Source organism: Cupriavidus ulmosensis, assembly GCF_977008105.1.
In genome coordinates, this window is the sequence record NZ_CDRMWP010000002.1 from 337,304 (window position 1) to 362,731 (window position 25,428).

22 protein-coding genes are annotated in these 25,428 nt (G+C 71.0%); 14 read left to right on the forward strand and 8 right to left on the reverse strand.

Going from position 1 to position 25,428, the window contains the following annotated elements; all coding sequences use genetic code 11:
- The first annotated feature begins 31 nt into the window (after positions 1-31).
- Together ACWTPI_RS21430 and ACWTPI_RS21435 are read left to right on the forward strand one after the other, a co-directional pair.
- Entirely contained in the window at positions 32-1,609 is a 1,578-nt protein-coding gene (locus ACWTPI_RS21430; RefSeq protein ID WP_454732654.1) for a DUF1800 domain-containing protein, read from the forward strand.
- A 20-nt stretch (positions 1,610-1,629) separates the two neighbouring features.
- The gene (locus ACWTPI_RS21435; protein WP_454732655.1) at positions 1,630-2,994 is read left to right on the forward strand and encodes a DUF1501 domain-containing protein; all 1,365 of its coding nucleotides are present in this window, start codon (positions 1,630-1,632) and stop codon (positions 2,992-2,994) included.
- A 10-nt stretch (positions 2,995-3,004) separates the two neighbouring features.
- On the opposite strand, the gene ACWTPI_RS21440 is transcribed toward ACWTPI_RS21435, so the two are convergent.
- Positions 3,005-3,589: a gamma carbonic anhydrase family protein gene (locus tag ACWTPI_RS21440; RefSeq protein WP_454732656.1), complete on the reverse strand. Its 585-nt coding sequence runs from the start codon at positions 3,587-3,589 to the stop codon at positions 3,005-3,007.
- A 163-nt stretch (positions 3,590-3,752) separates the two neighbouring features.
- Here ACWTPI_RS21440 and ACWTPI_RS21445 point away from each other — a divergent pair, with 163 nt between their 5' ends.
- From ACWTPI_RS21445 to ACWTPI_RS21490, 10 genes are all read left to right on the forward strand, one after another.
- On the forward strand, positions 3,753-4,685 hold the full coding sequence (locus tag ACWTPI_RS21445) for a hypothetical protein (RefSeq protein ID WP_454732657.1): 933 nt from the start codon (positions 3,753-3,755) through the stop codon (positions 4,683-4,685).
- A gap of 86 nt (positions 4,686-4,771) precedes the next feature.
- Complete coding sequence (locus ACWTPI_RS21450; protein WP_020205055.1) at positions 4,772-5,266, forward strand: MarR family winged helix-turn-helix transcriptional regulator; 495 nt, start codon at positions 4,772-4,774, stop codon at positions 5,264-5,266.
- 248 nt (positions 5,267-5,514) lie between these two features.
- The gene (locus tag ACWTPI_RS21455) at positions 5,515-5,940 is read left to right on the forward strand and encodes an organic hydroperoxide resistance protein (RefSeq protein WP_454732658.1); all 426 of its coding nucleotides are present in this window, start codon (positions 5,515-5,517) and stop codon (positions 5,938-5,940) included.
- Positions 5,941-6,067: 127 nt separating this feature from the next.
- Positions 6,068-7,003: a LysR family transcriptional regulator gene (locus tag ACWTPI_RS21460; protein WP_454732659.1), complete on the forward strand. Its 936-nt coding sequence runs from the start codon at positions 6,068-6,070 to the stop codon at positions 7,001-7,003.
- 109 nt (positions 7,004-7,112) lie between these two features.
- Positions 7,113-7,517 (forward strand): CzcE family metal-binding protein, encoded by a 405-nt coding sequence (locus ACWTPI_RS21465; RefSeq protein WP_454732660.1) that lies wholly within the window; start codon positions 7,113-7,115, stop codon positions 7,515-7,517.
- 232 nt (positions 7,518-7,749) lie between these two features.
- Positions 7,750-8,754: a tripartite tricarboxylate transporter substrate binding protein gene (locus ACWTPI_RS21470; RefSeq protein ID WP_020205059.1), complete on the forward strand. Its 1,005-nt coding sequence runs from the start codon at positions 7,750-7,752 to the stop codon at positions 8,752-8,754.
- A 68-nt stretch (positions 8,755-8,822) separates the two neighbouring features.
- A complete protein-coding gene (locus tag ACWTPI_RS21475; protein WP_059412247.1) occupies positions 8,823-9,224 on the forward strand; it encodes a Zn-ribbon domain-containing OB-fold protein in 402 nt (133 codons plus the stop codon).
- A complete protein-coding gene (locus tag ACWTPI_RS21480; protein ID WP_454732661.1) occupies positions 9,221-10,390 on the forward strand; it encodes a thiolase in 1,170 nt (389 codons plus the stop codon). The genes ACWTPI_RS21475 and ACWTPI_RS21480 overlap by 4 nt, the downstream gene beginning before the upstream one ends.
- 28 nt (positions 10,391-10,418) lie before the next feature.
- Entirely contained in the window at positions 10,419-12,563 is a 2,145-nt protein-coding gene (locus ACWTPI_RS21485) for a 3-hydroxyacyl-CoA dehydrogenase NAD-binding domain-containing protein (protein ID WP_454732662.1), read from the forward strand.
- 179 nt (positions 12,564-12,742) lie between these two features.
- A complete protein-coding gene (locus ACWTPI_RS21490; RefSeq protein WP_454732663.1) occupies positions 12,743-13,828 on the forward strand; it encodes an FUSC family protein in 1,086 nt (361 codons plus the stop codon).
- Positions 13,829-13,841: 13 nt separating this feature from the next.
- Here ACWTPI_RS21490 and bglX read toward each other — a convergent pair whose 3' ends face one another.
- Positions 13,842-16,130: a beta-glucosidase BglX gene (bglX, locus tag ACWTPI_RS21495; RefSeq protein WP_454733987.1), complete on the reverse strand. Its 2,289-nt coding sequence runs from the start codon at positions 16,128-16,130 to the stop codon at positions 13,842-13,844.
- A 283-nt stretch (positions 16,131-16,413) separates the two neighbouring features.
- Here bglX and ACWTPI_RS21500 point away from each other — a divergent pair, with 283 nt between their 5' ends.
- Positions 16,414-17,934, forward strand: a complete 1,521-nt coding sequence (locus ACWTPI_RS21500) for a glucan biosynthesis protein G (protein ID WP_020205065.1) — start codon at positions 16,414-16,416, stop codon at positions 17,932-17,934.
- Positions 17,935-17,995: 61 nt separating this feature from the next.
- Here ACWTPI_RS21500 and ACWTPI_RS21505 read toward each other — a convergent pair whose 3' ends face one another.
- The 3 genes from ACWTPI_RS21505 to ACWTPI_RS21515 all read right to left on the reverse strand — a co-directional run bounded on the left by ACWTPI_RS21505 (position 17,996) and on the right by ACWTPI_RS21515 (position 21,034).
- Positions 17,996-18,784, reverse strand: coding sequence for an enoyl-CoA hydratase (locus ACWTPI_RS21505; RefSeq protein WP_454732664.1), 789 nt, complete (start codon positions 18,782-18,784; stop codon positions 17,996-17,998).
- A gap of 9 nt (positions 18,785-18,793) precedes the next feature.
- Positions 18,794-19,768, reverse strand: coding sequence for a tripartite tricarboxylate transporter substrate binding protein (locus ACWTPI_RS21510; protein WP_454732665.1), 975 nt, complete (start codon positions 19,766-19,768; stop codon positions 18,794-18,796).
- Positions 19,769-19,870: 102 nt separating this feature from the next.
- Positions 19,871-21,034, reverse strand: coding sequence for a CaiB/BaiF CoA transferase family protein (locus ACWTPI_RS21515; RefSeq protein ID WP_059412261.1), 1,164 nt, complete (start codon positions 21,032-21,034; stop codon positions 19,871-19,873).
- Between the two features lie 253 nt (positions 21,035-21,287).
- Here ACWTPI_RS21515 and ACWTPI_RS21520 point away from each other — a divergent pair, with 253 nt between their 5' ends.
- Positions 21,288-21,716, forward strand: a complete 429-nt coding sequence (locus tag ACWTPI_RS21520) for a phasin family protein (protein WP_020205069.1) — start codon at positions 21,288-21,290, stop codon at positions 21,714-21,716.
- Between the two features lie 185 nt (positions 21,717-21,901).
- On the opposite strand, the gene ACWTPI_RS21525 is transcribed toward ACWTPI_RS21520, so the two are convergent.
- From ACWTPI_RS21525 to ACWTPI_RS21535, 3 genes are all read right to left on the reverse strand, one after another.
- On the reverse strand, positions 21,902-22,462 hold the full coding sequence (locus ACWTPI_RS21525; RefSeq protein WP_059412265.1) for a phasin family protein: 561 nt from the start codon (positions 22,460-22,462) through the stop codon (positions 21,902-21,904).
- Positions 22,463-22,829: 367 nt separating this feature from the next.
- A complete protein-coding gene (locus tag ACWTPI_RS21530) occupies positions 22,830-24,485 on the reverse strand; it encodes an AMP-binding protein (protein ID WP_454732666.1) in 1,656 nt (551 codons plus the stop codon).
- A gap of 161 nt (positions 24,486-24,646) precedes the next feature.
- Positions 24,647-25,339, reverse strand: a complete 693-nt coding sequence (locus ACWTPI_RS21535; RefSeq protein ID WP_454732667.1) for an SH3 domain-containing protein — start codon at positions 25,337-25,339, stop codon at positions 24,647-24,649.
- Positions 25,340-25,428 lie beyond the last annotated feature (89 nt).

The following is a 25,428-nucleotide window of genomic DNA, read 5'->3' on the forward strand; positions in this document are numbered from 1 at the left end:
ACGCGCTCGCGCGAGCCGAGACAGGACCGCCATGCCTCTTCGCTTTCCACGTCTGACGACAACGTTGTACCTGGCCGTGGCCGTCGCGCTGCTGGCCGCCTGCGCGCAGGGCGGCGGCCCGCGGGCCGGTGGCGCGTCCGCCGCCGCGCTCGGGCCGGCCGACCTGCACTGGCTCAACAGCGTGACCTTCGGCGCCGACCAGGCCGGCATCGAGCAACTGCGCAGGCTGGGCCGCGCGCGTTATCTCGACGAGCAGATCGCGGCGCCGGCGCAGGACGGCGGCGAGCTCGCCGCCGCCATCGGCGCGCTGAGCATCGCGCAGCAAAGCGGCGCGCAGCGCCTGAGCGGCGTGCGCGCCGAGCAGCGGCGCATCAACGCGCTCGCCGACGAAGACGAAAAGCAGAAGGCCCGCGAGGCGCTCAACCGCGCCGGCAGCGAGGTGCTGCTCGACACCAGCCGCCGCCACCTGCTGCGCGCGCTTTACTCGCCGGCGCAACTGCGCGAGCAGATGACGTGGTTCTGGATGAACCATTTCAGCGTGTACTCGGGCAAGGGTTCGGTGCGCTGGGTGCTGGCCGACTACGAGGACCGCGCCATCCGGCCGCGCGCGCTCGGCCGGTTCCGCGACCTGCTGATGGCCACCGTGACCGCGCCCGCCATGCTGGAGTACCTGGACAACGCGCAGAGCGCCGCCAACCGCATCAACGAGAACTACGCGCGCGAGCTGATGGAGCTGCACACGCTCGGCGTGTCGGGCGGCGCCAGCGGCTCGCGCTACACGCAGCAGGACGTGCAGGAGCTGGCGCGCGTGCTGACCGGCCTGGGCATCAACGCCAGCGGCGAGCCGCCGAAGCTGCCGCCGCAGAAGCAGGCGCTGTACCGCGCCGATGGCGTGTTCGAGTTCAATCCGAACCGCCACGACTTCGGCGCCAAGACCCTGCTCGGCCACCGCATCGAGCCGTCCGGTTTTCACGAGGTGGAGCAGGCCGTCGACATCCTTAGCCGCGATCCGGCCACGGCGCGCTTCATCTCGGCCAGGATCGCCGCGCACTTCGTCGGCGACGCGCCGCCGCCGGCGCTGGTCGAGCGCATGGCGGCGGCGTTCACCAGGAGCGACGGCGACATCGCCACCGTGCTGCGCACGCTGTTCCTGTCGCCCGAGTTCGATGCCACGCTGGCCTCCGGCACGCGCCGCTTCAAGGACCCGATGCAGTTCGTGGCGTCGTCGCTGCGGCTGGCCTACGACGGCCGCATGGTGGCCAACCTGCGCCCGGCCATCGGCTGGCTCAACCAGCTCGGCGAGCCGCTCTACGGCCGCGTCACGCCCGACGGCTACCCCGCCGCGGAAAGCGCGTGGGCCAGCTCGGGCCAGATGGTCAAGCGCTTCGAGATCGCGCGCGCGATCGGCTCCGGGCAGGCCGGCCTGTTCTCGAAGGACGACGGCAAGCCGGCCGAGCGCACAGGTTTCCCGCAGCCGGGCAACCGCGTCTTCTTCGACAGCATCGAAGCCACGCTCGGCCCCGCCACGCGCACGGCCATGACGCAGGCGGCGTCGCAGGCGGAATGGAACACGATACTGCTGTCCTCGCCCGAGTGGATGCAGGACTAGACACGACACGGGAGCATCTCATGCAACGACGTGAATGGCTCAAACGCGCCGGCATGGCTGGACTGGCCACGCTGGCGCCCGGCATCGTCGCGCGCGCCTATGCGCTGCCGCAGCAGGCCGACGCGCGCTTCCTGCTGGTGTTCCTGCGCGGCGGCTACGATGCCACCAGCGTGCTGGTGCCGGCGGGCAGCGATTTTTATTACGCCGCGCGGCCCACGATCGCCATCGCGCGGCCTGTCGCGCCCGCCGCGTCCGATACGCCGGCCGACCCGCGCGCGGCGCTCTCGCTCGCGGCGGCTTCCGACGGCGGCGCCGACCGCGGCATCGGCGACTGGGCGCTGCATCCCGCGCTCAGGGACAGCATGCTGCCGCTGTGGCGGAAGCGGCAGCTTGCCTTCGTGCCGTTCGCCGGCACCGAGGACCTGTCGCGCAGCCACTTCGAGACGCAGGACGGCGTGGAGGCGGGCCTGCCGCTGGCCGGCGCCAGCGGCGCGCGCAGCGTGGCGTCGCTGCGCGGCACCGGCTTTCTCAACCGGCTGGCCGGCGTCATGGGCGGGCGCGCCGCGCCGGTGGCCTTCACCGACGGCCTGCCGGTGGTGCTGAGCGGGCCGCTCAACGTGCCCAACGTCTCGCTCAAGGGCACCGGGCGCACGCCGTTCGACGAGCGCCAGACGCGCGTGCTGGCGCAGATGTACCGCGGCACGCGCTTCGAGTCGCTGATCGACGAAGGCTTCGAGCTGCGCCAGACCGTGGCGCAGGAGGCTGAGGCCATGCAGCGCCGCAACGCCATGCTGGCGCAGGGCGGGCAAGGTGGACAGGGGGAGGGCGACGCCGCGATGGCCGGCCGCATGCAGGAGATGCAGGCGGCCAACCGGCGCGCGCTCAGCGCCCGCGGCTTCGAGCTCGAGGCGCGCCGCATGGCCGGCCTGATGCGCGAGCGCTTCAACCTCGGCTTCATCGACGTGGGCGGCTGGGACACGCACGTCAACCAGGGCGGCGCGCAGGGGCAGCTGGCCAGCCTGCTCGACAACCTCGGGCGCGGCATTGCCGGCTTCGCCGAGGAGATCGGCCCCGCGTGGAACCAGACCACGCTGGTGGTGGTGTCCGAGTTCGGCCGCACCTTCCGCGAGAACGGCACGCGCGGCACCGACCACGGCCACGGCACGGTGTACTGGGTGGCCGGCGGCGCGGTGCGCGGCGGGCGCATCGCCGGCGAGCAGGTGGCGGTGGAGCAGCGCACGCTCAACCAGAACCGCGACTGGCCCGTGCTCAACGAATACCGCGCGCTGCTGGGCGGCCTCTTCCGGCGCCTCTACGGGCTGGACGACGCGCGCCTGGCGCAGGTGTTTCCCGGCGCGCGCGCCGTGGACCTCGGGCTGGTCTGACAGCGCGGATTCAACCGGCCAGCGCCTTCAGTTCCGCCTGCAGCTTCGCCATTTCCTGCATCACCTCCGCCGTGAACGCGGGGCCTTCCCAGGCGCGGTAGTTCTGCTGCGCGTAGGCCAGCGCGTTCTTGTAGTAGAGGAAGGCATTGAGCCGGTTGCGCACGTAGCTGTTGTGCGTGCGCGTGATCTTGCCGGGGCTGCCCATCACGATGGAATTGGGCGGGATCACGGTGCCTTCCTTGAGGAAGGCATGGCCGGCCACGATGCTGTTGTCGCCGATCACGCAGGCGTCCATGATGGTGGCGTTGATGCCGATCAGGCAGTTGTCGCCGATGGTGCAGCCGTGGATGGTGCAGTGATGGGTGATCGAGCAATGGCTGCCGATGAGGGTGGGCGTGCGGTCGCCCACGTGCAGCATGGCGAAGTCCTGGATGTTGGTGTACGCGCCGATCACGATTTCCGTGTGCTCGGCGCGCGCGGCCGCGTTGATCCAGATCGACGCGTGCTCGTGCACCGTGACCTTGCCGTAGAGGTAGGCCGATTCATGCACGTAGGCGCTCGGGTGGATGCGCACGTCGGGTCCGATCACTGCCATTGTCGTCTCCTGGTTGTGATGATGCCGCGATGGTGTCGTGATGGCTGGCTCCGGCCGATTGTACGCGCCGGCCGCCGGCTGCGGATTGTGCCGCGGCGGCGGCGATGCTACCTTCGCTGCATGACGGCGGCCGGTGCCGCCGCGGCCCAGCCTGGGATACCAAATGACAGTTCCTCCTTGCCGGACCGACGCCCGCGCAAAACCGGGCGCGCCCGCGCGGCTCCGCCTGCCGGCGCTGCTGCTGTTGCTGTGCGGCGTCCTCGGCGCCGCGCGGGCGCAGCCGGCCGCGCCCGCGCCCACAGACAACGCCGCCGCCGGCGCGACCGCCGCATCGGCGGAGCCGCCGCCGGCCGCGCCGGGCACCATCTGCGACACCGGCTGGTTCCGTTCCGGCGCCCGCACGCAGATGGAAGCCGACGGCGACATGCCGATGTCGATCACCATGACGATCCGCCACCCGGTGCGCACCGAGACCGGCTGCAGCGCCTGGCTGACGATCCATTCCAAGTCCGCGCTGGCGGCGATGATGGGGCCGCCGGTGGTGATGGACCAGGTGCACCACATGAATTTCGACCGCGCGGCCGGCGGCACCGGCGGCACGGTCAGCAGCCAGCGCGCCACCATCAATGCGCGGGCGCGCTATACGCGCCTGTTCGGCGAGGCCTCGTTCCAGGGCCACGGCGTGCTCAGCTACGCCGGCCTGGCGGTGCGCGAAGGCGCGGTGCTGCCCGGCGAGACGCTCACCTCCAGCCTCGACCTGGAGATCCACAGCCTGGCCACCGACGCCTTCGTCACCACCATCCGCGCGCCGTCGGCCTCCGTCACCATCGGCGAGCGGCGCGTGGGCCGCGCGCGCGCCATCGAGACCACGCTGGGCCGCCGCGAGTGCATGCCGATCACCTACGAGAAGCGCAACTCGCTCGGCCCGGTGCTGATGGGCGACGAGGTGATTCAGACCGAACCCGCGGTCATGGAGATCACCGACTGGTACTGCCCCACGGAGTCCTTCGTGCTGCGCACGGAGGTGCGGCAGAAGGGCAAGGTCGAGACCATCGACACCACCGCGCTGGGCCTGCTGGGAGACGACCAGCCGTGAGGCCCCGCGCGGCGGCGCGGAAAAGTCTGCGGCGCGGCCAAAAAAATAGCTTGCAATTGAATCGTGCGCGATATAAATTACGGCTCATGGACACGAAACGCACTCCCCGGAACAAGCAGGCAGCGCCCGGCGCCGGTCTCGACAGCGCCTCCGTGCTGCTGCTGGACCACCAGTTCTGCTTTTCCGTGTATGCCACTTCGCTGGCCCTGAACAAGCTTTACCGCAAGTTGCTGGCGCCGCTGGGCCTGACCTATCCGCAATACCTCGTGATGATGGTGCTGTGGGAGGCCGATGGCCTGACGGTGTCGGACATCGGCGCGCGCCTGCACCTGGATTCGGCCACGCTCACGCCGCTGCTCAAGCGCATGGAAGCGCAGTCGCTGCTGCGCCGCGAGCGCGCCGCGGCCGACGAGCGGCAGGTCATCGTCACGCTGACCCCGCACGGGCGCGCGCTGCGGCAGCAGGCCGAGGCGGTGCCGCGCGCGGTGCTGTGCGCGGCCGATTGCGGCATCGAGAAGATCGCGTCGGTCAAGGCGGAGCTCGACAAGCTGCGCGAGCGCTTCGCCGACGCGGGCAGTTGAATGGGCAGTTGAAGGAAGGCGCGGGCGAATGCCCCGCCGGAACGCAAGATAAGTAGTGCACGATTTAATCGCTAGCGATGTTGAGTGCCGCAACCGGGCACTGGCGATGCGCGGCAGATGGTAGATAGTAAGTAGCAGCAGGCAGCAGGCAGCAGCACACGGCAGTACCGCAGCAGGCAGTACCCCATAACCCCTCGGCTCCCCGGAGCCGGCAGTGTCACTCTCAGTCAACGAACCGGAGATTCATCATGTCGATCGAAAAAGTCCTTTACCGCGCCAGCGCCACCGCCACCGGAGGCCGTGACGGCCGCTCGGTGTCTTCCGACAACGTGCTGGACGTCAAGCTGGCCACCCCGCGCGAGCTGGGCGGCGCGGGCGGTGTCGGCACCAACCCCGAGCAACTGTTCGCCGCGGGCTATTCGGCCTGCTTCCTGGGCGCGCTGAAGTTCGTCGCGGCCCGCGAGAAGATCGCGCTGCCCGCGGATACCTCGATCACCGGCCAGGTCGGCATCGGCGCGATTCCCACCGGCTTCGGCATCGAGGTGGACCTGAACATCTCGCTGCCCGGCGTGGACCGCGCCGTCGCGCAGTCGCTGGTCGACAAGGCCCATATCGTGTGCCCGTACTCGAACGCCACGCGCGGCAACATCGACGTGCGCCTGACGCTGATCTGAGGCGCCGCGCCGGCGGCCCGCCTCCGCACGGGGAGACGGGCCGCCGGCATGCTCTAGAATCGCGGCAGGACAAGGCTTGCCATCCGGCAACGCCTTGCGCCGCCACGAAAACAAGAACGGAGACACCGTGCGTTACGAACTGACGGACCTGCGCCTGTTCCAGGCCATTGCCGAAGCGCAGAACCTGTCCAGCGGGGCCTCCGCGATCCACATCACGGCATCCGCCGCCAGCTACCGCCTGAAGAACCTCGAGCATGCGATGGGCACGCCGCTGTTCGTGCGCAACGCGCGCGGCATGGAGCTCACGCCCGCCGGCCAGACCCTGCTCGCGCACGTGCGCGAACTGCTGCAAGGGGTGGAGCGCATGCACGGCGAGGTGGGGCGCTTCTCGGCCGGCCTCAAGGGCCATATCCGCCTGCTGGCCAACAGCAGCTCGCTCAACGGCTTCATCATCCCCAGTGTGAGCCGCTTCCTGGCGGCCAACCCGGACGTCAACATCGACCTCGAAGAACGCGCCAGCCAGGCCATTCCCGCCGCGGTAGCGGCGCAGGAGGCCGACATCGGCATCCTCGCCGGCGACATCGATGCCGGCGGCGTGCGCGCCGAGCGCTATGCCGTGGACGAACTGGTCCTCGCCGTGCCGCCCGACCATCCGCTCGCGCGGCAGGCCGAGCTGCGCTTCGGCGCGGCGCTCGAATTCGATTTCGTCTGCATGAGCCGCGGCAGCAGCAATTTCCTGTTCCTGCGCGACATGGCGCAGCGCGCCGGCAAGAGCCCCAACGTGCGCCTGCACGCGCACAGCTTCGAGGCCGCGCTGTCGCTGGTGGAGGCCGGCGTGGGCGTGGCGCTGGTGCCGCGCAGCGTGGCCGCGCAGGCGCTGCGCGAGGCGCGCGTGGCCGGCGTGCGGCTGGCCGAGCCGTGGGCGCGCCGCGAGCTGAACCTGATCGTGCGCGCGGAGCGCAAGCTGCCGTCCTTCACCGCCGCCTTCGTGCAGTTCCTGCTGGACGATCCGCGCGTGGCGGCCACGCGGGAAGACGTCCCGCCGCCGGGCCGGGATGCATGAATAAACCGACTTCGTTTCGGTTGATTAAATCATTTCAAGAATACGTGGCGGGTCATTACACTTTCTTCGTGTACTCCTGATGACAGGGGTGCGCACAAGGAAAAACACAATGACCAAAAAGCAAAAGCTGGCCGCCGCGCTGGCACTCTCCCTGCTCGCCACGTCACCGGCGTGGAGCGCCGGCACGCCCTCGCAAGCCCTCTCCCCGACCGCCTCCGATACTTCCCCTTCCGCCCCCGCCACCAGGGCGAGCCGCGTGGCCGCGCTGTTCGGCAGCCCCGCCGACCTGCGCGCCACCACGCGCACCGTGACGCTCGCGCCCGGCATGAACTACGTCAACGTCGCCTCCGGCGAATCGGTGGCCTTCAACGCCGGCGGCAGGAGCGCGGGCTGGACCTTCCTCGAGGCCGCCGGCGGCACCTCGTTCGACATGGCGCTGATCCTGCCGGACCTGCCGCAGGCCAGGGGCATCCGCGTGTACGTGGGCGCCAGCGACGTGTTCCACGGCGGCTGACGCGCGCGGCGGCGGGCTGACGGCGTTGGCGGCACGGCAGATGTGAGCGCGGGCCGGCGCGCCGCCGGCCGAGCGTTCCAATTCCACGAACTGCCGGTTCGAATTTTTCGGATGGCCCGATGGCGGGCGCGAAAAATATACTGGCTGCCAGCTCCAGGCCCGTGGAAGGCGGCTCCTTCGTCTCATGCCGGTCCGGCGGCGACATACAAGAACGATTCATCCGGAGACAGCCGTGAAACCCTTCCAGGCCCGCCTGCGCCTGCTCGCCTTGTGCGGCAGCATCTTTTCCACCTTCCTCGCGGCCGGCGCCGCGCACGCGCAGCCGGCCGCGGCCGAAGCGTGGCCCGCCAAGCCGGTGACCATCGTGGTGGCGTTCGCGCCCGGCGGCATGACCGACATCGTCGGGCGCCTGCTGGCCGCCGAGCTGTCGCAGGCGTTCAGGCAGAGCTTCGTGGTGGAGAACCGTCCCGGCGCGGCCGGGCAGGTCGCCACCGAGTACGTGGCGCGCAAGCCCAGTGACGGCTACACGCTGCTGCTCAGCGCGACCGGCCACGTGATCGGCCCGGCGGTGCAGAAGAACGTGCGCTACCAGCCGGTGAAGGATTTCGAGCCGATCGCGCTGATCGCCAAGGCGCCCAACATGCTGGTGGTGAACCCGTCCGTGCCGGCCCACACGCTGCCGGAGTTCATCAAGTGGGCCAAGGCGCAGCCGAGCGTGCCCTACGGCTCGGCCGGCGTGGGCGGCTCCACGCACCTGGCCGGCGAGCTGTTCCGGCAGGTGGCCGGCGTGCCGCTGGTGCACGTGCCGTACAAGGGCGCGTCGCCGTCCACCAACGACGTGGTGGCCGGGCAGATCCCGATGGTGTTCCAGGATTCGATGAGCGTGTCCGCCTTCATCGCCGCCGGCAAGCTGCGGCCCATCGCCGTCACCAGCGCCGAGCGCAGCAAGCTGTTTCCCGAGCTGCCGACCATCGCCGAGGCCGGCTTCAAGAACTACGACCTCTACACCTGGCTCGGCCTGTACGCGCCGGCCGGCACCGCGCCGGACATCGTGGCGCGCCTGAACCGCGAGGCCAACCGCATCATGCGCTCGCCCGCGATGGCCGAGAAGCTGCGCAAGCAGAGCGCCGAGGCCGGCGGCACGCTCGACCCGGCGGCGTTCCGCCAGTACGTGGAGGCCGAGGTGGCCAAGTGGCAGCGCACGGTGCAGGTCACCGGCGTGAAGGTGGACGAGTGAATCCCCGCTCAATCCGCTCGACCCACTCAATCCATTCGACCCACTCAACCCATCGCGGAGCGGCTTCCATGCACGGCAGCACAGGCGCGTCCACCGACAGCGAAACCCGGGGCGCGGACACTTTCTATTTCGCCAGCCTGGCGCGGGGCAGCTTCGTCATGCCGCGCTGCGCGGACTGCGGGCGCTGGCATTTCTTCCCGCGCGTGCTGTGCCCGCACTGCGGCTCCGACGCGCTGGCCTGGCAGGCGCCCTCGGGCGGCGCCACGGTGTATTCCACCACCACGGTGCGCCGGCCGGAAGGCGACTACAACGTCAGCCTGATCGACCTCGACGAAGGCCCGCGCATGATGAGCCGGGTCGCGGGCGTGGCGCCGGACGCGGTGCGCATCGGCATGCGCGTGCGTGCGCGGATCGCGCAGGAGGCGGCCGGGCCGCTGCTGGAATTCGTCGTCGCGCAGGTGCAGCCATGAGCGACACGCACGGCACGCGGCGCGGCGCCGTCGCCATCCTCGGCACCGGGCTGGCCGGCCTGGGCTACGCGGGCGGGCGCACCGAGCAGGAGATCATCGCGCAGGCGGCGCACGCGGCGGTGCGGGCCAGCGGCCTGCGCATGCGCGACATCGACGGCATCATCACCGCCAGCCTTACCTCGCCCTGGTGGGTGATGCGCATGGCCGAGTACCTCGGCATCCGGCCGCGCTTTTCCGACAGCACCATGTTCGGCGGCTCGTCCTTCATCGCCGACCTCAAGATCGCGGCGATGGCCATCGAGGCCGGCGAGTGCGACAACGTGCTGGTCTGCTACGGCGCCACGCCGCGCAGCGCGCCGAGCAGCACGCGCCAGAACCAGATGCGCGCCGAGCTGGACCCGCAGCCCTACGAGCATCCGTACAAGCCGTTCAACCCGCCCAGCAGCTACGCGCTGGCGGCGGCGCGCCACATGCACCAGTACGGCACCACGCGCACGCAGCTGGCCGAGGTGGCGGTGGCCGCACGCAAGTGGGCGCAGCGCAACCCCGATGCGTTTGCGCGCGGCCCGCTGAGCGTGGACGACGTGCTCGGCGCGAAGATGATTTCCGATCCGCTCACGGTGCGCGACTGCTGCCTGGTGACGGACGGCGCCGGCGCCTTCGTGGTCACGCGCGCCGACCGCGCGCGCGGCCTGCACGCCAGCCCCGTCTACGTGCTCGGCTGCGGGCACGCGCACTGGCACCGGCAGATCTCGTGCATGGACGACGTGACCGTGACCCCGGCCGTGGAGTCGGGCCGCAAGGCCTTCGCCGAAGCCGGCCTGACGCCGGCCGACATCGACGTGGTGGAGCTGTACGACGCCTTCACCATCAACCCGATCCTGTTCCTGGAGGACCTCGGCTTCTGCGCCAAGGGCGAGGGCGGCGCCTTCGTCTCGGGCGGGCGCATCGAGCCCGGCGGCGCGTTCCCGATGAACACCAACGGCGGCGGGCTGTCGTGCACGCACCCGGGCATGTACAGCATCTTCCTGGTGATCGAGGCGGTCGCGCAGCTGCGCCGCGAGGCCGGCGCGCGCCAGGTGCCGGGCGCGCAGGTGGCGCTGGTGCACGGCAATGGCGGCGTGCTGTCGAGCCAGGCCACGGCCATCCTGTCCACCGCAGTCTGAACCTTCACCGCATCTTCCCGAGCCTGCCATGACACTGCCTTCCGCCAGCACCCCGGACAACATCGCCCTGACTCCGACCGTGCGCTACCAGCGCCACGGCCGCGTGGCCGTGCTGCTGATCGACAACCCGCCGGTCAACGGCCTCGGCGACACCGTGCGCCTGGGCCTGTACGAAGGACTGGCCGCGGCGGCGCGCGACGACACCGTCGCCGCCGTGGCCATCCTCGGCGCCGGCAAGGCGTTCTGCGGCGGCGCCGACATCCGCCAGTTCAATACGCCGGCGGCCAGCGCGCGGCCCACGCTGCGCGAGGTGATCGCGCGCATCGAACAGTCCGCCAGGCCGGTGGTGGCGGCCATCCACGGCGCGGCGCTGGGCGGCGGCATGGAGCTGGCGCTGGGCTGCCACTACCGCATCGCCTGCGCCGATGCCAGCCTGGGCCTGCCCGAGGTCAACCTCGGCCTGGTGCCGGGCGGCGGCGGCACGCAGCGGCTGCCGCGCCTGATTGGCGTGGCGGCGGCGCTGGACCTGATCCAGTCCGGCCGGCCGGTGCGCGGCGAGCGCGCGCTGGCGCTGGGCATGACCGATGCGCTGATCGAGGGCGAGCCGCTCGCCGCCGCGCTGGCTTTCGCGCGGCGCGTGGCGGACCTGCCGGGCGCACATCCGGTGATCGCGCGCCGGCCATGCGCCGACGGCGCGGGCGTGGACTTCGCCGCGCGCGTGGCCGCGGTCGGCGCGCGCGCCCGCAACGCGCTGGCGCAGCGCGCCGCGATCGCCTGCGTGGAGGCGGCGACGCGCCTGCCGCTGGAGGCGGGGCTCGATGCCGAGCGCGCGCATTTCGATGAGCTCGTGGCCGGCCCGGAATCGCAGGCGCTGCGCCACCTGTTCTTCGCCGAGCGCGAGGCGCCCAAGGTCGCCGCCGCGCCGGCGGGCGAGGCGCCGCGCGAGGTGGCGAACGAGGTGGCGCGCGTGGGCATCCTCGGCGCCGGCACGATGGGCGCGGGCATCGCGATGGCGTTCGCCAACGCCGGCATCCCGGTGACGCTGTGCGAGCAGCGCGAGGACGCGCTGGCGCGCGGCATGGCGCAGATCCGCCGCAACTACGAGATCACCGCGGCCAAGGGCAAGCTCACGCCGCGGGACGTCGCGCAGCGCATGGCGCGCATCACGCCCACGCTCGCCGACACGGAGCTGGCGCAGGCCGACCTCGTGATCGAGGCGGTGTTCGAGGACATGGCCGTCAAGCAGGCCGTGTTCGCCCGGCTCGACGCGATCTGCAAGGCGGGCGCGATGCTCGCCACCAATACCTCGCGGCTGGACGTCGACGTCATCGCGGCGGCGACCTCGCGCCCGCGCGACGTGATCGGGCTGCACTTCTTCAGCCCCGCCAACGTGATGAGGCTGCTGGAAGTGGTGCGCGGCCGGCAGACCGCGCCGGCGGTGGTCGCGGCCTGCATGAAGCTGGCCCGGGACATCGGCAAGATCCCGGTGCTGGTGGGCGTGTGCGAAGGCTTCGTCGGCAACCGCATGCTCACGCCCTACTGGCGCGAGGCCGGTTTCCTGCTGGAAGAGGGCGCCTCGCCGCGCCAGGTGGACGGCGCGCTGACCGGCTTCGGCATGGCGATGGGCCCGCTGGCGATGGCCGACCTCGCCGGCATGGACATCAACTGGGCCACGCGCAAGCGGCTGGCGCCGACGCGGCCGGCCCACCTGCGCTACTCGAAGGTGGCCGACCGCATCTGCGAGCTGGGCCGCTTCGGCCAGAAGACCGCGGCCGGCTACTACCGCTACGAAGCCGGCAGCCGCGCGCCGCTGCCGGACCCGCTGGTCGACGAGATCATCCGCGCCTGCGCGGCCGAGGCCGGCATCGCGCGCCGCGCGGTGGACGACGCGGAAATCGTCGAGCGCTGCATGCTGGCGCTGGTCAACGAAGGCGCGCGCATCCTGGAAGAGGGCATCGCGCGGCGCGCCTCGGACATCGACGTGGTGTACGTGCATGGCTACGGCTTCCCGGCGTGGCGCGGCGGGCCGATGTTCCACGCGCGGCGCCTGGGCCTGGCGCGGGTGCTGGAGCGCATCCGCGCGCTCGAAGCCGCCCACGGCGGGCACTGGGCGCCCGCGCCGCTGCTGGTGCGGCTGGTGGCCGAGGGGCGCGCCGCGTTCGACGCGGACTGACGTGCGGGACGAGCGGCGCTTCGCCGCCGCCGCCACCGCCACCGCGGCGCGCATGGCGCGTGCCGGCCTGCTATGCTCCGGGCTTTACCAGCCATCATGGAGTCGAGCGTGCACGCGCCTTCCGCCGCCGGTTCGCGCCGGACGAACCCCCGCCCCGGCCGCCGCGCGGCGACGCCGGCATGACGGCGCGGCCGCTCCTGCTGCGCCTGCCGCCATGGCTGCGCCCGCTGCTGCGTCCGCTGCTCGACCCGGCGCGCCGCTACCGGCACGCGCGGCTGATCCACTCGGTGCGCGTGGCGCTCGGGCTGCTGGCCTCGATCGCGCTGACCACCGGCATGGACATCCCGCACGGCGAATGGGCCTCGATCACGCTGCTGGTGGTGGTCGGCGGCCTGCAGCACCAGGGCAACATCCGCCGCAAGGCGGCCGAGCGCGCGCTCGGCACGCTGATCGGCGCGGGCGCGGGGCTGGCGATCATCCTGCAGCAGTCGTGGCTGCAGGCGCCGCTGCTCAGCTATGCGCTGATCGCGGTCGCCTGCGCCGTGTGCGCGTATCACGCGATCGGCAAGGGCGGCTACATCGCGCTGCTGTCGGCCATCACCATCTTCATCGTCGCCGGCCACGGCGAGAATGCCATCGCCGACGGCCTGTGGCGCACGGCCGACGTGCTGATCGGCATCGCGGTGGCGCTGCTGTTCTCGTTCGCGCTGCCGCTGCATGCCACCTACACCTGGCGCCACAAGCTGGCCGAGGCGCTGCGCAGCTGCGCGCGCATGCAGACCGCCATCGCGCTCGACGCGGACCTCGACGCCGCCGCCCTGCAGCGCGCGATGACGCTGCAGGGCGGCCTGCTGGTGGCGCTGCGCGGGCTGATGCCGTCGGTGGCCAAGGAGACCAACATCCCGATGGCGCAGCTGGAGTCGATCCAGCACGGGCTGCGCGTCTGCATCAGCCTGCTGGAGGTGCTGGCCGCGGTGCGGCCGCGGCAGCAAGGTGCGGAAGATGGCGCGGAAGATGGCACCGCCGTGCGCGCCCAGCTGGTGGCGACGGCGCGGCGCATGCAGTCGATGCTGATCGGCATGGCGCGCGCGCTGGTCCACGGCGTGCCGGCGCGGCTGACCGCGCGCGGCGGCGGCGCCGTGCCCGCGATGCCGGCGCTGTCAGGGCCGTGGGCGGGCTACCTGTCGCTCACGCAGCGGCTGGAGTGCGAGTTCGCGCAGGTGCGCGAGGCGCTGGCCGCCACCGCCGGGCAGTGGAACCTCTGATGCCGGCGCGGCGCTAGCGCAGCACGAAGCCGCGCTCCCGCACCGCCTGCGAGTCGAGCCCGATCTGCACCGTGAAGTCGCCCGGCTCGGCAACGTAGTCGAGCTGCGCGTTGAAGAACTTCAGCATGTCCTCGTCGATGGCGAAGCGTACCTCGCGCGCCTCGCCCGCCTTGAGCATGAGCTTGCGGAAGCCCTTGAGTTCCTTCACGGGCCGCACCACCGAGGCGGCGACGTCGCGCAGGTAAAGCTGGACCACGGTCTCGCCGTCGCGCGGGCCGGTGTTCTTCACCGTCACGCTGGCCTCGATGCGGCCGCCGCGCGCCATCGCCGGGCTCGACAGCGCCACCTCGGACACGCTGAAGTCCGTGTAGCTCAGGCCGTAGCCGAACGGGTAGAGCGGGCCGGGCTGCTCCTCGAAGTATTGCGAGGTGTAGTTGGGCGGCTCGCCCGGCCGGTACGGGCGGCCGATGCGCGGGTGGTTGTAGTAGGTCGGGATCTGGCCGAGCGAGCGCGGAAAGGAGATCGGCAGCTTGCCGGCGGGGTTGTAGTCGCCGAACAGCACGTCGGCGATGGCGTGGCCGCCCTCGGTGCCGGCGTACCAGGTCTCGAGCAGCGCGTCGGCGTGTTCCTTCTCCCAGCCGAGCGTGAGCGGGCGGCCGTTCATCAGCACCACCACCAGCGGCTTGCCGGTGGCCTTGAGCGCGCGCAGCAGCGCGTCCTGGCTGCCCGGCAGCGACAGGCTGGTGCGGCTCGACGCCTCGTGCGACATGCCGCGCGACTCGCCCACCGCGACCACGATGGTGTCGGCGCCGCGCGCGGCCGCCACGGCCTCGGCCAGCATCTCGTCCGGGGCGCGCTTGTCCTGCACGATCTCCGGCTTGTCCCAGTTCATGAAGTTCAGGTAGCCGACCACGCCGGCGTCGTCGGTCACGTTGGCGCCGCGCGCGTAGACCACGCGGCCACTGGCGCCGAGCGCGTCGCGCACGCCCTGCAGCAGCGTGACCGACTGCCCGGACTTGCCGGCGGCCGACCAGCTGCCCATGATGTCGATGGGCGCGTCGGCCAGCGGGCCGATCACGGCGATGGTGCCGGCCTTCTTCAGCGGCAGCGTCTGCGCGCGGTTTTCCAGCAGCACCAGCGAGCGGCGCGCGGCCTCGCGCGCCGCCGCGCGGTGCAGGCGGCTTTCCGCGTCGATGTCGGGCGGGTCCTGCTCGGCCTTGCCGATGCGCCGGTACGGGTCCTGGAACAGCCCCATGTCGTATTTGGCGCCGAGCACCTCGCGCACCGCGCCGTCGATGTCGCGCATGGGCACCTCGCCCGCCTTCACCAGCCCGGGCAGGTAGGCCAGGTAGGCCGAGTCGTGCATGCTCATGTCCACGCCGGCGCGGATCGCCAGCCGCGCCGCCTCGCGCCCGTCCTTCGCCACGCCGTGCTTGGTCAGCTCGTCGATGGCGCCGTGGTCGCTCACCGTGACGCCCTTGAAGCCCCAGCTCTTGCGCAGCAGGTCGCGCAGCAGCCAGGTGTTGGAGGTGGCCGGCACGCCGTTGACCGAGTTCAGCGCGATCATGACGCCGCCGGCGCCCGCGTCGACGCCGGCGCGGTACGGCGGCAGGTAGTCCTGGTACATGCGCAGCGGGCTCATGTCGACCGTGTTGTAGTCGCGCCCGCCTTCGACCGCGCCGTACAGCGCGAAGTGCTTGACGAAGGCCATCACGCTGTCGGCGCCGGCCGGCGAGCCGCCCTGGAACCCCTTGACGCTGGCGCGCGCGTACTGCGAGACCAGGTAGGGGTCTTCGCCGAAGCCCTCCGAGGTGCGCCCCCAGCGCGGATCGCGGGCGATGTCGACCATCGGCGCGAAGGTCGCGTCGAGGCCGTCGGCGCTGGCCTCGATGGCGGCGATGCGCGCGCTCTGCGTCACCGTGGCGAGGTCCCAGCTCGAGGCGAGCCCGAGGCTGATCGGGAAGATGGTGCGGTGGCCGTGCACCACGTCGTAGGCGAAGAAGATGGGAATCTTCAGGCGGCTGCGCCGGACCGCGGCGTCCTGCAGCGGCCGGTTCTCCGCGGGCGTCACCGAATTGAAGGTGCCGCCCACGCGGCCCGCGGCGATCTCCTCGAGCAGCCGCGGCTGGGGCATGTCCGCGCCGATGCTGATCAGGCGCAGCTGGCCGATCTTCTCGTCCAGCGTCATGCGTTTCATCAGGTCCGCGATGAATGCGTTCTTGTCGCCGGCGTGGTCGGGGGCGGGACCGGCAAGCACCGGCGAGCAAACAAGACTGGCCGACAGGGCCAGCGAAACAAGCATTCTCATCTGATTGTCATCCAAGTGGCGCGGCAGGTCCGGCGCACCGCGATAGTGCGCGCTGGCCGTCCTGCCGGCTGTCCGCGCGTGCCAGAACAGGCACACGAGGCAAAATTCGTTGTCTTTTTGCGCTGCGCCCGCAGTTTACCGCCACTACACTAGCAACTTTCGCCGCGCGCATACCGCGCCAGCCTGTTCCAACGTGCCTTTCCTGGAGAGATTCGTGTTTTTCGCAGTCATTGCCGCGTCGTTACGTCCCAAGATGCGAGCCGCCGCACCGGCGCTCATGGCCACCCTGACCTTGCTGTGCGGCGCCCCGGCCTGGGCCTTCTCGCTGGACGACGTGACCGCCCGCGCCAAGGCCCTGGCGGACAAGCCGTATGCCGCGCCGGCCAGCAACCTGCCGCCCGCGTTCAGCCAGATGCAGTTCGCCGACTACATCAAGATCCAGCCGCGCCGCGACCAGTTGGAATGGAAAGACCAGGACACGCCGTTCCGCCTCGGCTTCTACCACCAGGGCATGCAGTTCAGCGCGCCGGTGCGCATCAACGAGATCGTCGGCAACGCGGTCAGCGAGGTCAGGTACGACCCGGCGCGCTTCGACTTCGGCGACCTCAAGCTCGACAAGGACGCGACCAGCAAGCTCGGTTATGCCGGTTTCCGCGTACTCTACCCGATCAACCGCGCCGACAAGCTCGACGAGGTCATGAGCGTGCTCGGCGCCAGCTATTTCCGCGTGATCGGCAAGAACCAGGTCTACGGCCTGTCCAGCCGCGGCCTGGCCATCGACACCGGGCTGCCGGTGGCCGAGGAATTCCCGGCCTTCCGCGAATTCTGGATCGCGCGGCCCGCGCCCGGCGACAAGCACGTGGTGTTCTACGCGCTGCTCGACTCGCAGCGCGCCACCGGCGCCTACCGCTTCGACCTCTACCCCGGCGAGGACACCGTGCTCAAGGTGCAGGCGCGCGTGTTCCTGCGCGGCAAGGCGCTCAACCTCGGCGTGGCGCCGCTGACCAGCATGTTCCTGTTCGGGCCGAACCAGCAGCGCGACCAGTACAACTTCCGCCCCGCGCTGCACGACTCCAACGGCCTCGCCATCCATGCCGGCAACGGCGAATGGCTGTGGCGGCCGCTGAACAACCCGCGCGACCTCGCCATCAGCAGCTTCGAAGTCACCAACCCGCGCGGCTTCGGGCTGCTCCAGCGCGGGCGCGAGTTCTCCGCCTACGAAGACCTCAAGGACCGCTACGACCTGCGCCCGAGCGCGTGGATCGAGCCGCAGGGCGACTGGGGCAAGGGCCACGTGCAACTGGTGGAGATCCCCACGCCCGACGAGACCAACGACAACATCGTCGCGTTCTGGAAGCCGGACGTGCTGCCGCCGCGAGGCCAGCCGCTGCGCGCCGACTACACCATGCACTGGACCATGAACGAGAGCGCGCTGCTCGGCAAGGACGTGGCCTGGGTCAAGCAGACGCTGCGCTCGGCCGGGGAAATCACCCAGGCCAACCTGATCCGCCATCTCGACGGCAGCACCGGGCTGCTGGTCGATTTCGAAGGCCCGGTGCTGGCCAGTCTGCCCGCCGGCACGCAGGTCGGCTCGCAGGTCAGCGTGAGCGACAACGCGGAGATCCTGGACAAGGTGCTGGAGCCCAACCCCGTCACCGGGGGCTGGCGCCTGAGCCTGCGCGTCAAGGTCAAGGACCCGGGCAAGGTGGTGGAGATGCGCGCGGCGCTGGTGGCCGGCGGCAAGCCGCTGAGCGAGACGTGGAGCTACCAGTTGCCGCCGCGCTCGGTGGGCGGCTGAGGCATTGAAGACCTGCGGGACGGAGCGGCGGCCCCGGCCGCCCCGACCGCTTCCACCGCTTCTACCGTTCCTGCCGCTTGCGCCGCAGGAACTCGCTCATGTAGCGCTGCGGCTCGCCGGTCTCGAAGGCGCTGCCGAATTCCTTCACGCTGTTGGCGATGGACACGTCCAGCGGCGCGTCTTCCCACTCGCGCAGCAGGCGCTTCTGCTGGCGCACCACGGCCGGGCCGAAGCCCGCCAGCAGGGCGGCGACGCGCTCCACCTCGGCGTCGAGCCCGGCCAGCGGCACCACCTTGCTGACCAGGCCCCACGCCAGCGCTTCGCGCGCGTCGGCGAGCTCGCCGGTCAGCAGCATCCACGTGGCGCGCGCGTTGCCGACCAGGCGCGGCATCAGCGCGGCGTGGATCACCGAGGGAATGCCGACCTTCACTTCGGGCATGCCGAGCTGGGCGTTGTCGGCGGCGATGCGGATGTCGCAGGCCAGTGCCAGCTCCAGCCCGCCGCCGAGGCACCAGCCCGGCATGCGCGCGATCACCGGCGCGGGGAAGTGCTGCAGCGCGTCGCACAGGCCGCGCAGTCCGCTGATGAACGCCTCGCCGCTGGCGCGCGTCAGCGCGGCCATTTCCTTGATGTCGGCGCCGCCGACGAAACCCTTCTCGCCGGCGCCGCGCACGATCAGCACGCGCACGCCGTCGCGCCCGGCCAGCTCCCGCACGGCCGCGGTGAGCGCGGCGATCACCGGCGTGCCGAGGATGTTGAGCGAGCCGGCCTCGCGGATGGTGAGCGTGGCGACGCCGCGCCCGTCGATCTCGACGCCGGCGTGGTTCGGCGTGGTGTCTGTCGATGTCATGGTCGCGCCTTACTGCAGTCTGGTGAAATGGATGTCTTCGACGACCTGCTTCCAGTGCGCGTTCTGGCCGCGGATCAGGTCGGCGAAGGCCTTGCGCGACATCGGGCTGGGAATGGCGCCCTGCTTCTCGATGGCGGCCACCACCTCGGGCTCGGCCAGCACGCGGCGCACGGCGTCGTTGAGCTGGTCGAGGATGGCGGCCGGCGTGCCGGCGGGCGCGCCGAGGCCGAACCACGAAGGATTGTTCATCGCCGGCAGGCCGGCCTCGGCGTAGGTGGGCACGTTGGGCAGCACCTTGAGGCGCTGCCTGGCCGCCACCGCGAGCGGGCGCAGGCGCCCGCCCTGGATCAGGCCGGAAGACGACGGGATGTTGTCGAACACCACCTGGATCTGTCCCGCCACCGCGTCGTTCAGCGCCGGGCCCAGGCCCTTGTAGGGCACGTGCAGCATCTTCGTGCCGGTCTCGCTCATGAACAGCTCGCCGTTCATGTGGCTCAGGCCGCCGTTGCCGGACGAGCCGAACGAATACTTGCCGGGCTCGGCCTTGAGCAGCTTGATGAAGGCGGGCAGGTCGGCGGCCGGGAAGGCCGGGTTGACCACCAGCACGTTGGGCACGTCGGCCAGGTTGCTGATGGGGTCGAAGTCCTTGACCGGGTCGTAGGCGGTCTTGGCGTACACGTTGGGATTGACCGCGTGCGAGCTTTCCACCTCCATCACCAGCGTGTAGCCGTCCGCGGGCTGCTTGGCGGCATAGGCGCTGCCGACCGCGCCGCCGGCGCCGGGGCGGTTCTCCACCACCACCGGCTGCCTGAGCACGGCGCCCAGGCGCGTGCCGACGATGCGCGCGATGATGTCGGTGGTGCCGCCCGCGGCGTAGGGCACGATCAGCTTGACCGGCTTGTCGGGGTAGGCGGCGTGGGCGCCGGCGCAAAGGCCGAGGCCGAGGCCGGCGAGAAGGGGGATGGCGAGGATGCGGTTGTGCAAGCGGTGTCTCCGGTGATGGATGTGTTTTCGTGTTGCGCGCGATGTCGTGCGCGCCGGCATGCGCGATGCCGCGCGCGCCGTCAGGTCGGCCGGGCGCCGGCGTCAGGCGCGCGCCGGCGCGTCGTGCTCGCCCAGCAGCGGCGGCGCGGCGCACGGCGGCGCGCCGGCGGCGGCCAGCATCGGGTTGCGGATCATCGGCACGCGCCCGAGCGTGGGATGCTCGGCGCTCTGCACGAGCTGGCGGTGCCGCACCTGCGGATGGGCGAAGACTTCGTCCATCGAGTTGATCGGCCCCCACGGCACGCCGGCCGCGTCGAAGGCGTCGGTCCATGCCTGCCGCGCGCGCGTGGGAAACACCTCGGCGAGGAGCGCGCGCAGCGCCGGCAGGTTGTCGATGCGCGCCGAGTTGGTGGCGTAGCGCGCGTCCGTTGCCAGCGCGGCGAGGCCGGCCACTTCGCAGAAGCGGGCGAACTGCGCGTCGTTGCCGATGGCCAGGATCAGGTGGCCGTCGGCGCAGCGGAACACTTCGTAGGGCGCGCAGTTGGGATGGGCGTTGCCGCTGCGCTGCGGCGCGCGGCCCGACACCAGGTAGTTGGAAGCCTGGTTGGCGTTGAGCGCCACGGCCACGTCGAGCAGCGCGATGTCGAGGTATTCGCCCGCGCCGGTGGCGTGCCGGCGCAGCAGCGCCGCCAGCACCGCCGAGGTGGCGTACATGCCGGTGGTCAGGTCCACCACCGCCACGCCGGTGCGCAGCGGGCCGGCGCCGGGCTCGCCGTCGGGGTGGCCGGTGTAGCTCATGAGGCCGCCCATGCCCTGGAACACGTAGTCGTAGCCGGGTTTGTCGGCCATCGGGCCGCTCTGGCCGAAGCCGGTGATCGACAGGTAGACCAGGCGCGGGTTGAGCGCCTTGAGCGTGTCGTAGTCCAGCCCGTAGCGGCGCAGCGTGCCGGCCTTGAAGTTCTCCACCAGCACGTCCGCCTCCAGCGCCAGCGCGCGGATGCGCGCGGCGCCCTCGGGCGTGGCGTAGTCGATGGCGACCGAGCGCTTGCCGCGGTTGCAGCAGATGAAGTACGCGGAGAGGCTGTCCTCGCCTTCGGCGTCCCGCAGGTAGGGCGGACCCCAGCCGCGCGTGTCGTCGCCGTGGCCGGGGCGCTCCACCTTGGTGACTTCGGCGCCGAGGTCGGCGAGGTTCTGCGTGCACCAGGGGCCGGCCAGGATCCGCGACAAATCCAGCACCTTGATGCCGGCCAAAGCCTGATGAAGCATGGGTTCTCCGCAAGGGGGCCAACGATGCGGGCGAGTGTATCGACGGCCCGGCGCGCGGACCAGTTCAGAGTTTCGAAAGAAGCGTTCGCGGATTTTGAATGGGCGCGGCGGATTTGCGGGACAAGGGCCGCATTCGTTTCCGCGCGCTGTGCGGCACGCGCTACACTGGAGTCACCGCGCCGGCGATCTGCGCGCGGCAAGCCGACGCCTGGCGCGGCTCATTTCACGATTCCCCCTTGCGAGGAGATGCATCATGGCCACGACCTCAAATCCGTTTACCGATTTCAGCAAGCTGCTTGAGCAGTTCAAGCTCCCCGGCGTCGACATGACCTCGGTGATCGAAGCCCGGCGCAAGGACATCGACGCGCTCACGGAAGCCAACAAGGTGGCCTACCAGGGCATGCAGGCGCTGGTGCAGAAACAGACCGAGATCCTGAGCAAGACCATGCAGGAGATCCAGTCCGCGGCGCAGCAGATGGGCGCCGGCGGCAACCCCGCCGAGGCGATGGCCAAGCAGGGCGAATTCGTGCAGCAGGGCCTGCAGAAGGCATTCAACAACATGCGCGAGCTGGCCGAGATGGCGCAGAAATCGCAGGCCGAGGCGCTGGCGGTGATCACCAAGCGCGCCGAGCAGAACATCGAGGAAGCGAAGAACCTGATGAAGGGCAAGGGCGGCAAGTAGGCCCGCCGCGCCCGGCGCGGCACCGGGGCCGCGCCGGGCGGTGTTTCGCCGCGGCGGCGTCGCTATTGCAGCGCTATCGCAGCGCCATTGCATCAATATGCATCGATATTGCGCCGCCGCTGTCCCGCAGTTGCCCCGCCCTGGCGCCAATCCGCCGTTGGCGGCGGATTTTTCCTGCCGCCGGGTCAGGCCGCCTTGGTGGCGCGGCGGGTGCCCTGCTGCACGGCGCCGCTGGCGGCCGCGGCCGAGGCCTCGATGTTCGACTTGACCGTCTCGGCGGCCTGCTTGGTCGCCTTCTGCACCGATTCGTAGGTGTTGTTGGCGGCCGCGACCGTCGATTTCAGCAGCGCCGTGAGGGCTTCCGAACCGGCCGGCGCGTTTTTCACGAAGGTGTCGACGAAGCCCTGCACGCGGCGGCTGTTCTGCTCGTACTGCGCTTCCACCGTCTTGGCCAGCTCGGCCTGCGTCTCGGTGGCGATCTCGTACACCTGGCGCGCATACGACAGCGCCTTCTCCGCCGCGGGCTGGGCCAGCGTGCCCTGGGTGGTGAAGACATCGCGCAGGTCGCGGCCCGACAGGGCGGCCTGGATGTTGTCCTGGCTCTCGGCCAGCGACGACTTCGCTACCTGCAGGTTCAGCTCGGCCAGCTTCTGGAAACCGTCGAAGGCCGTATTCGTCAGCGCGAACAGGTTGGCGAAACTGGCCTTCTGGACTTCGGCGAACTGCTCGGACGGAAAAACGAACATGCGTGCTCTCCTGTGATTCGCCCCGCCGCGTGGCCAAGGTGCGGCCGGCATGCGCGGCGGCGGTGCCGCGCGGCGCGGGACGAGGGTCTGGTTCGGAAGAGGATGGGCCTTGCATTGCGCAGTGCACCATCCAGGGGCTGATTCTAGAGGGCGCTATTTCGTTAGCCCCTAGGGACATACCCGGACAATTTCGGTTAGATGCTGCTGCTGTGCAGCAAGGGCGACATCCCGCATTCCCCCGTGACGTGGGGCACGGTCCTGGCGGGCCGCCTTATGTTGGCTGCCGCACATTGTGTCGAACGCGCGCGGGCGCGATGACGCACCGCGCGGCGGCACAGGCCGCGGTGCCGCCGTCCGTGCTCCCGGCCTACGCCGGCGCCACGGCCTCGCGCTGCTTCGCCACTTCGTGGTTGCGCAGGATGAAGCGCTGGACCTTGCCGCTCGGCGTCTTGGGCAGCTCGGCCACGAACTCGATCTCGCGCGGGTAGGCGTGCGCCGCCAGGCGGTTGCGCACGTGCAGGCGCAGTTCCTCGGCCAGCTCGGGGCTGGCGCGGTACTGCGGGTCCAGCACGACGAAGGCCTTGATCAGTTCCGTGCGCTCCGCGTCGGGCTTGCCGATCACCGCGGTCTCGACCACGGCCGGGTGCTCGATCAGCGCGCTCTCCACGTCGAACGGGCCGACCCGGTAGCCGGAGGTGGTGATGACGTCGTCGGCGCGGCCGATGAAGCTGATGCTGCCGTCCGGGTTCAGCTCGGCGGTGTCGCCGGTCAGGTAGTACTTGCCGACGAAGGCGCCGGTGGGCGTGCCGTGGTAGCCGCCGAACCAGCACATCGGCGACTGCTCCAGGTCCAGCGCCAGCGTGCCGGGCTGGCCCGCGCCGAGTTCGCGCGCCTCGTCGTCGAGCACCACCACGCGGTGGCCCGGGCTGGCGAAGCCGGCCGCGCCCACGTGCACTGGATGGCGCAGCGCGTGGTGGTTGCACAGCACCATGCCCAGCTCGGTCTGGCCGTAGTGGTCGTGGATGGTGACGCCGAGCTGGTCGGCGAACCAGCGGATGACCTCGGGGTTGAGCGGCTCGCCCGCGCTGCTGACCGCGCGCAGCTTGCCGCGCAGCGGCCCGGACACGGCCTTGCCCGCGGCGATCAGCAGGCGGTACGCGGTGGGCGAGCCGGCCAGGTTGGTGATGCCGTACTTGTCGATCACGCGGCAGGTGCTTTCGACGCTGAACGGGCCGTCGTAGAACGTGGTGGGGTGTCCCAGCGCCAGCGGCCCGGTGACCGCGTAATACAGGCCGTAGGCCCAGCCCGGATCGGCCAGGTTCCAGAATGCGTCCCCGGGGCGCAGGTCCACCGCGTCGCGCATGTAGCCGGCGAACGCCGCCACCGCCTTGAGCGGCACCAGCAGCGGCTTGGCGGGGCCGGTGGTGCCGGAGGTGAACATCATCAGGAACGGATCGCTGCCCTTGCGCATGACCGGGGCGAAATCCGCCGGCTGGCGCTCCAGCTCGGCCCAGAAGCTGAAGTCGCCGCGCACCAGGCCGCGGCCCTTGGCGCCGGCCACGGTGAGCACGGCGGGGCAGCCCTGCACGTCGTCGAGCTTGCCGCGGTTGGCGCCGTCGGTGACGACCAGGCGCGCGCCCGAGGTCTGCAGCCGGTGCTCGATGGCCTTCGGCCCGAACGCGGTGAACAGCGGCTGGTAGACCGCGCCCGCGCGCCAGGTGCCGAGGATGGTGGCCAGCAGTTCCGGCGTGCGCGGCAGCAGCCCGGCCACGCGGTCGCCGGGGCCGATGCCCTGCGCCTTGAGAAAGCCCGCGAACTGCGCCGAGAGCTTTTGCAGCTGGGTGAACGTGTAGGTCTCGCTGGTGCCGTCGCGGCCTTCCCAGAACAGGGCGATGCGGCCCGGCAGCGCGTGGCGGTCGCAGCATTCGACGCAGGCGTTGAGCGCCTCGGGCGTGCCGTTCAGGCATGCCGCCAGCGCGGCTTCATAGGAAAAGCTGCCGATGGCCTCCGCGTAATCGCGCATGGTGGTTGGTCTCCTTGGTGTCTTTCTTCTTGAATGGCGGGCGTTCGTGCGGACCGCGTCCGGAGAAATTCTGGGCCACGCCGGCGCGCGCGGCAATGGCCGCAGTGCGCACGCCGGGTGAACCCGTTTGCCAGTGCCTGCCACCCGCGGGAGACCGGAGACTAGCGGCCGCCGTGGCCACCACCGTGGCCGCCGCCTCCGCCACCACCGTGGCCGCCACCATGACCACCACCACCGCCGCCATGACCGCCACCGCCGCCGCCGTGACCGCCACCGCCGCCGTGACCACCACCACCGCCACCACCGCCATGACCACCGCCGCCACCGCCGTGGCCTCCGCCGCCGTAGCCGGGCGGACGCCCGCCGTGTGGCGGTCCGCCATGCGACGGCCCGCCGGGCGGGCGCGCATGCGGCGGCGGATAACCGGGATAGCGCCCGGGCGGCGGGCGGTGCGCCCAGCGGCCCTGGTCGTGATACCAGGGCCGGTTGCGATAGTAGTTGCCCCAGTACGAGCCGAGCGAGAACGTGATGATGGGCAGGCCGATCATGGCGCCGTAGCTGAGCACCGGCACGCCGCCGCCCTGGTACGGATAGCTGAGCATGCCGCCGTAGACCCAGCCGCGCAGGTTGGGCAGCGCCACGTCGCACCACGTGTACTGGCTGACGCAGCCCATCACCGACAGCGGCGTGCCGCCGGCCAGTTGCGCGACCACCGGGTATTCCCTTCCGGGGCCGGCCAGCAGGTCGACGGGACCGGCGGTGAAAGCCTGGGCGGTCTGTGCATGGACCGCGCCCGGCAGGGCCGTCAGGCCCGCGGATATCGCAATGACGCAATGCACTATGCTGCGGCGCATCGTAAGCCTCCTCGTGGAAACCGGGCGCACGGTGCGGCCGCGGCATGAACCATGCCGCGGCGGAGTAGCGGATGTGCTGTCAGGAATTG

Excerpts from the sequence above, each read along its gene's own strand:
- ACWTPI_RS21435 (WP_454732655.1), top strand. The coding sequence starts at position 1,630 with ATGCAACGACGTGAATGGCTCAAACGCGCCGGCATGGCTGGACTGGCC.
- ACWTPI_RS21505 (WP_454732664.1), bottom strand. The coding sequence starts at position 18,784 with ATGACATCGACAGACACCACGCCGAACCACGCCGGCGTCGAGATCGAC.
- ACWTPI_RS21520 (WP_020205069.1), top strand. The coding sequence starts at position 21,288 with ATGGCCACGACCTCAAATCCGTTTACCGATTTCAGCAAGCTGCTTGAG.
- ACWTPI_RS21530 (WP_454732666.1), bottom strand. The coding sequence starts at position 24,485 with ATGCGCGATTACGCGGAGGCCATCGGCAGCTTTTCCTATGAAGCCGCG.
- ACWTPI_RS21440 (WP_454732656.1), bottom strand. The coding sequence starts at position 3,589 with ATGGCAGTGATCGGACCCGACGTGCGCATCCACCCGAGCGCCTACGTG.
- ACWTPI_RS21500 (WP_020205065.1), top strand. The coding sequence starts at position 16,414 with ATGGCCACCCTGACCTTGCTGTGCGGCGCCCCGGCCTGGGCCTTCTCG.
- ACWTPI_RS21480 (WP_454732661.1), top strand. The coding sequence starts at position 9,221 with ATGAGCGACACGCACGGCACGCGGCGCGGCGCCGTCGCCATCCTCGGC.
- ACWTPI_RS21450 (WP_020205055.1), top strand. The coding sequence starts at position 4,772 with ATGGACACGAAACGCACTCCCCGGAACAAGCAGGCAGCGCCCGGCGCC.
- ACWTPI_RS21465 (WP_454732660.1), top strand. The coding sequence starts at position 7,113 with ATGACCAAAAAGCAAAAGCTGGCCGCCGCGCTGGCACTCTCCCTGCTC.
- bglX (WP_454733987.1), bottom strand. The coding sequence starts at position 16,130 with ATGCTTGTTTCGCTGGCCCTGTCGGCCAGTCTTGTTTGCTCGCCGGTG.
- ACWTPI_RS21490 (WP_454732663.1), top strand. The coding sequence starts at position 12,743 with ATGACGGCGCGGCCGCTCCTGCTGCGCCTGCCGCCATGGCTGCGCCCG.
- ACWTPI_RS21535 (WP_454732667.1), bottom strand. The coding sequence starts at position 25,339 with ATGCGCCGCAGCATAGTGCATTGCGTCATTGCGATATCCGCGGGCCTG.
- ACWTPI_RS21445 (WP_454732657.1), top strand. The coding sequence starts at position 3,753 with ATGACAGTTCCTCCTTGCCGGACCGACGCCCGCGCAAAACCGGGCGCG.
- ACWTPI_RS21485 (WP_454732662.1), top strand. The coding sequence starts at position 10,419 with ATGACACTGCCTTCCGCCAGCACCCCGGACAACATCGCCCTGACTCCG.
- ACWTPI_RS21475 (WP_059412247.1), top strand. The coding sequence starts at position 8,823 with ATGCACGGCAGCACAGGCGCGTCCACCGACAGCGAAACCCGGGGCGCG.
- ACWTPI_RS21430 (WP_454732654.1), top strand. The coding sequence starts at position 32 with ATGCCTCTTCGCTTTCCACGTCTGACGACAACGTTGTACCTGGCCGTG.
- ACWTPI_RS21525 (WP_059412265.1), bottom strand. The coding sequence starts at position 22,462 with ATGTTCGTTTTTCCGTCCGAGCAGTTCGCCGAAGTCCAGAAGGCCAGT.
- ACWTPI_RS21515 (WP_059412261.1), bottom strand. The coding sequence starts at position 21,034 with ATGCTTCATCAGGCTTTGGCCGGCATCAAGGTGCTGGATTTGTCGCGG.
- ACWTPI_RS21455 (WP_454732658.1), top strand. The coding sequence starts at position 5,515 with ATGTCGATCGAAAAAGTCCTTTACCGCGCCAGCGCCACCGCCACCGGA.